Raw genomic sequence first — 5,260 nt, forward strand, 5'->3', positions numbered from 1 at the left:
TCGGGCAATACCCAGCCAAACGTTTGCGCAGAATGCGTAAAGATGATTTTTCTCGTCGTTTAATGGCTGAAAATCAATTAACTGTGAATGATTTAATTTATCCTGTGTTTGTTTTAGAAGGTGAAAATCAGCGTGAAGAAATCGCCTCTATGCCGGGTGTTGAACGTAAAAGTATCGACTTATTACTTATTGAAGCCGCAGAATTGGTTGAACTAGGTATTCCAGCAATCGCGCTATTTCCGGTTACGCCAATGGCACAAAAGTCACTACTCGCTGAAGAAGCATACAATGATGATGGCCTAGCACAACGTGCGGTACGAGCATTAAAAGAAAACTTTCCAGAGCTTGGGGTGATCACCGATGTCGCTTTAGACCCATTCACCACTCATGGTCAAGATGGCATAATTGATGAAGAAGGCTACGTGCTTAATGAAGTCACTAAAGAGATTTTAGTAAAACAAGCCTTGTCACATGCTAAAGCTGGTGCTGATATTGTAGCGCCATCAGATATGATGGATGGACGTGTTGGTGCTATCCGCGCAGAGTTAGAAAATCAAGGTTATGTAAATACTAAAATTTTGGCTTACTCGGCTAAATACGCTTCAAATTACTACGGACCTTTTAGAGATGCGGTTGGTTCATCAAGCAACATTAAAGGCGGTAATAAGCACTCTTATCAAATGGACCCTGCCAATTCAGATGAAGCCATGCATGAAATAGCTCAAGACATTAGTGAAGGTGCTGACATGATTATGGTAAAACCAGGCATGCCTTATTTAGATATTGTTCGCCGCGCTAAAGACACTTTTCAAGTGCCAACCTATGCTTATCAAGTAAGTGGCGAATACGCCATGCATATGGCCGCGATTCAAAATGGTTGGTTAGCTGAAAAACCGTGTGTTATGGAAGGATTATTAGCATTTAAGCGTGCTGGTGCAGACGGCATATTAACTTACTTTGCCAAGCAAGTAGCGCGTTGGTTAAAAGAGCAATAGTTTTACCTAATACCAGGGTATAAATCACAGGCAGGATTTCATTCCTGCCTTTGCTTAACTCAATTTCACTTTTGCAAAGGTACTTTTGCTAAAGTTGATGTCAAATTCAGCTAAGTAGTTCACTTCTTGTGTTAATTCTGCTGCGATCAGCGGATGTTCAGTCATAAATTCAGACTCTAATACTAAATCAACGCTATTACCTTCAACGTTCAATTCAAAGCGCCTCAGCACATCATCAGTGCGTCGCTTTGATAAAGCTACGGCTAAGCGCAGGATCACTAACGCTCGTATTGCAAAGGTTGTGGTCGTAAAACTTTGATTATATAAAGTATCGGTATTTGGATCAGTTTTATAATTAGTCACCAAAGCGATTAATAGTTTTCGTTCACTATTTGAAAAACCCGCTAAGTCAGTATTTTCTAAAATATATTGGGCATGCTTCTTATTGCCTTTATATTCCAATAACAGCCCAATTTCATGGAGTACACAAGCTGACTGTAATAAGTTGCCTACGTTAGTGGATAATTGCCATTTATTAGCAACTTGTGCAAATAATTTACCGGCAAGATTAGCGACACGATAAGCGTGGCGTTCATCAATACTAAAGCGCTGAATAAGCCCTATAACAGTACGTTGTCTAATACTAACATTACGCATGTTGGGCAATAACTCATAGAGGATACCTTCACGGATGGCACCACCGGCGAGTTGTACTTCATCTAACTGAAACACCATAAAAATAGCGGTTAATATTGCTAAGCCTGAAACAAAAACAGGTTTACGGTCACTATCAAGGCCAACAATATCAAGTTGTTCAATACTCTTACAAGCAACGACTTGCTGCTTTATCTCCAATAAGTTTGCTAGAGTAATTTGTTCAACTTTACCTTGTGCCGTTAATACTTCAGCAACAGCTTGCAGAGTGCCAGAAACGCCTAAAGCACTGTCCCAACTAATATCAATGTAAGATTGCGCTTGCGGCAATAAAATAGCTTTAGCTTTATCTAGGGCACGATTAAAGGCCTGTTCGCTGATCACACCTTGGGCAAAGAATTCATTATTAAAGGTAACGCAGCCCATATTAAGACTACATACTTTTTTTGCGTCAAAGCCACTACCAACAATAAGTTCGGTACTCGCGCCACCAATATCAATGACTAAGCGCTTATCAGCACTGCAAGTAGTATGGGCAACACCTAGGTATATATTGTGTGCTTCTTCTTCACCAGAAATAAGCTCTATTTTATGACCTAAAATAGTTTCTGCCTTACTAATGAAATCGGCTGAATTTTTGGCGAGACGAAGCGTCGCAGTAGCAACTATTTTAATATTTTCGGTGGGTATATCTTGCAGGCGTTCAGCAAAAAAGCTTAAACATTCCCAACCACGGGCCATAGCCTTGTGGTCAAGAATATTGTCTTCGTTTAGACCAGATGCTAAACGCACCTTTCGCTTTACCTTATCAACCACCTGGACGCTATCTGCGACCAGTCGGCTAATAAGCATATGAAAGGAATTTGAACCTAAATCGATGACCGCGTAAAGCGGCTGTGAGCAAGAAGGGACACTTGCAAGCATTTAACTCTTCCTATCGGTTATGACTTGGACGGCTTTGCTGATTACGATTACCACCAGCAGAACGATTATTACGTCCACGATTGCCATTAGGTTGATGACGACGAGGTCGAGGTTTCGGCTTAGGTAAATCAGTTAATAAGGCATCACTGTCATATTTACTTACCGGTAAGCTGTGCTCAATATAATCTTCAATTGCGGGTAAGTTAAATACCGAATCTTCACAAGCAAAGCTAATCGCATGACCAGATGCACCAGCACGACCAGTACGGCCGATACGATGAACGTAATCTTCACAATCATCAGGTAAATCATAGTTAAACACGTAGGTTACACTTGGAATATGCAAACCACGCGCGGCAACATCTGTTGCAACTAGGATATCTAAACTACCTTGAGTAAAACGTTCTAATATTTTATTACGTTTGTTTTGTGGTACATCACCCGTTAATAAACCAACGCGAATACCATCGGCTTCAAGATGAGCATGGACACGCTCACATACATGTTTAGTGTTAGCAAAGACAATGGCTTTATCTGGCCACTCTTCTTCGATTAAGGTTTGCAATAAAGCCATTTTCACATCGTTAGATGGGTAAAAAAGCTCTTCTGAAATACGTATATTAGTTTTTTGCTCTGGGGCAACTTCTACACTTACTGGATCATTCATATGTTCGAACGCAAGTTCTTTAACACGGAATGATAAAGTAGCAGAGAACAGCATATTTAAGCGTTCTTTAGGACCAGGCATACGGTCGAACATAAAACGGATATCTTTAATAAAGCCCAAATCGAACATGCGATCTGCTTCATCAAGTACTACAGCTTCGATATGCTCAAGCTTGTAAATACCTTGTTTAAGGTAATCTATTAAGCGACCACAAGTACCGATTAATATATCGACACCTTTATCAAGGGTTTGGCGTTGACTTTCATAACCTTCACCACCGTAAACAACACCAAGGCGCAAGCCTGTGCTAGCAGCCATTTCTTTAGCATCTCTAGCTATTTGAATGGCAAGTTCACGAGTTGGTGCCATAATAATAGCGCGCGGCTGATTATGTTCTGGCTTAGGATTTGTTAATAAATGATGGAAAGTCGCCGCAAGAAAGGCGATTGTTTTGCCTTCACCAGTATGTGCCTGACCAGCAATATCTTTACCTGTTAATAAAACGGGTAATGACTTTTCCTGAATTTCAGTACAATAGTGAAAGCCCATGGCATCTAGTCCGGTCACTACTGATTCAGCAAGACCTAGAGAAGAGAACTTAGTTTCGGTTAAATGTGTTTTTTTCATAGCCTGTAGAATAACAGGTTATTGGTATTGAATTAAGCAATATCTCAATATGATCGTATAAATAACTTATATATTTAAAACTGTTATAAGCTTTTTACTTGTATTGCTTGCAATACGACCCCATATTTATCAAAATTGCTACTTATTATGGCGACAGCCAATCTAACGGAGATACAAATGAGCGATAAAATTGTTCAACTAACAGACGACGGCTTTGATGCTGATGTAATTAATGCTACTGGCCCTGTACTGGTAGATTTTTGGGCTGAATGGTGTGGTCCATGTAAAATGATCGCGCCGATCTTATCTGAAATCGCTGAAGAATATGCAGGAAAAGTGACCGTTGGTAAATTAAACATTGACCAAAATTCAGGTACACCGCCTAAGTACGGTATCCGTGGTATCCCTACGCTACTATTGTTTAAAGACGGTGCAGTTGCAGACACTAAAGTCGGCGCATTATCTAAAAACCAATTAAAAGAATTTTTAGACGCAAATCTATAATTTCTTAAAAAGGTCAGTAGTTATAACAAATGCTGACCTTTTTACTTTTATTGTGCTTAAAAAAACGGCATAATGATGTCCAAGTCAATAGGCAGTTCCTTTACCTATTGTGAATTTAGTGCTAACTTAAACAGCACACACATCTTTATTCATAAACCAATTCGTTTTGACCAGCCTCTCGGCACGCTCAAAGCAATACAATACTAAGCAAAATACTTAATAAAAGCACAGACCCTATCAATATGAATTTAATCGAACTTAAAGCTCAATCTATTGGCGAACTAATCAAGCTAGCTGAAACTATGAAGCTTGAACACCTAGCCAGAACCCGCAAGCAAGACGTAATTTTCGCAATTTTAAAAGCCCATGCAAAAAGTGGAGAAGACATTTTTGGCGGCGGTGTATTAGAAATCTTACAAGATGGTTTTGGTTTCTTACGTTCTGCAGATTCATCTTATTTAGCCGGTCCTGATGATATTTATATATCGCCAAGTCAAATTAGACGCTTTAGTTTAAGAACGGGTGACAGTGTTGTCGGTAAAATTCGTCCACCGAAAGAAGGTGAACGCTACTTTGCTTTATTAAAAGTTAGTGAAGTTAACTTTGATAGACCTGAAAATTCTCGCAATAAAATATTATTCGAAAACCTTACACCAATTCATCCAACTGACCGTTTAATAATGGAACGTGGTAATGGTAGTACTGAAGATATTACTGCTCGTATACTAGATTTAGCTTCACCAATTGGTAAAGGTCAACGTGGTTTAATCGTTGCTCCGCCAAAAGCAGGTAAAACGCTATTACTACAAAACATTGCGCAAAGTATTGCCCATAACCACCCAGAATGTGAGTTAATGGTATTGCTTATTGATGAGCGTCCGGAAGAAGT

General features: G+C 39.6%; 5 protein-coding genes. 3 read left to right on the top strand and 2 right to left on the bottom strand.

Features of this window, described 5'->3' with window-relative positions:
* The coding region (hemB, locus tag QNK26_RS07690; protein WP_319221993.1) for a porphobilinogen synthase at nucleotides 1-995 on the top strand (995 nt) is incomplete at its 5' end.
* Between the two features lie 54 nt (nucleotides 996-1,049).
* Here hemB and QNK26_RS07695 read toward each other — a convergent pair.
* The gene (locus QNK26_RS07695) at nucleotides 1,050-2,573 is read right to left on the bottom strand and encodes a guanosine-5'-triphosphate,3'-diphosphate pyrophosphatase (RefSeq protein ID WP_319221994.1); all 1,524 of its coding nucleotides are present in this window, start codon (nucleotides 2,571-2,573) and stop codon (nucleotides 1,050-1,052) included.
* Nucleotides 2,574-2,583: 10 nt separating this feature from the next.
* Nucleotides 2,584-3,867 carry an ATP-dependent RNA helicase RhlB gene (gene rhlB, locus QNK26_RS07700; protein ID WP_319221995.1) on the bottom strand — a complete coding sequence of 428 codons (1,284 nt, stop codon included), beginning with the start codon at nucleotides 3,865-3,867 and terminating at the stop codon, nucleotides 2,584-2,586.
* A 177-nt stretch (nucleotides 3,868-4,044) separates the two neighbouring features.
* Here rhlB and trxA point away from each other — a divergent pair, with 177 nt between their 5' ends.
* Nucleotides 4,045-4,371, top strand: coding sequence for a thioredoxin TrxA (gene trxA, locus QNK26_RS07705; RefSeq protein ID WP_319221997.1), 327 nt, complete (start codon nucleotides 4,045-4,047; stop codon nucleotides 4,369-4,371).
* A 242-nt stretch (nucleotides 4,372-4,613) separates the two neighbouring features.
* Nucleotides 4,614-5,260 (top strand): Rho termination factor N-terminal domain-containing protein (locus QNK26_RS07710; protein WP_319221998.1); only part of this gene is annotated, 647 nt, incomplete at its 3' end.

The organism is Moritella sp. (assembly GCF_033791185.1).
In the GTDB taxonomy this organism is placed as follows: domain Bacteria; phylum Pseudomonadota; class Gammaproteobacteria; order Enterobacterales; family Moritellaceae; genus Moritella.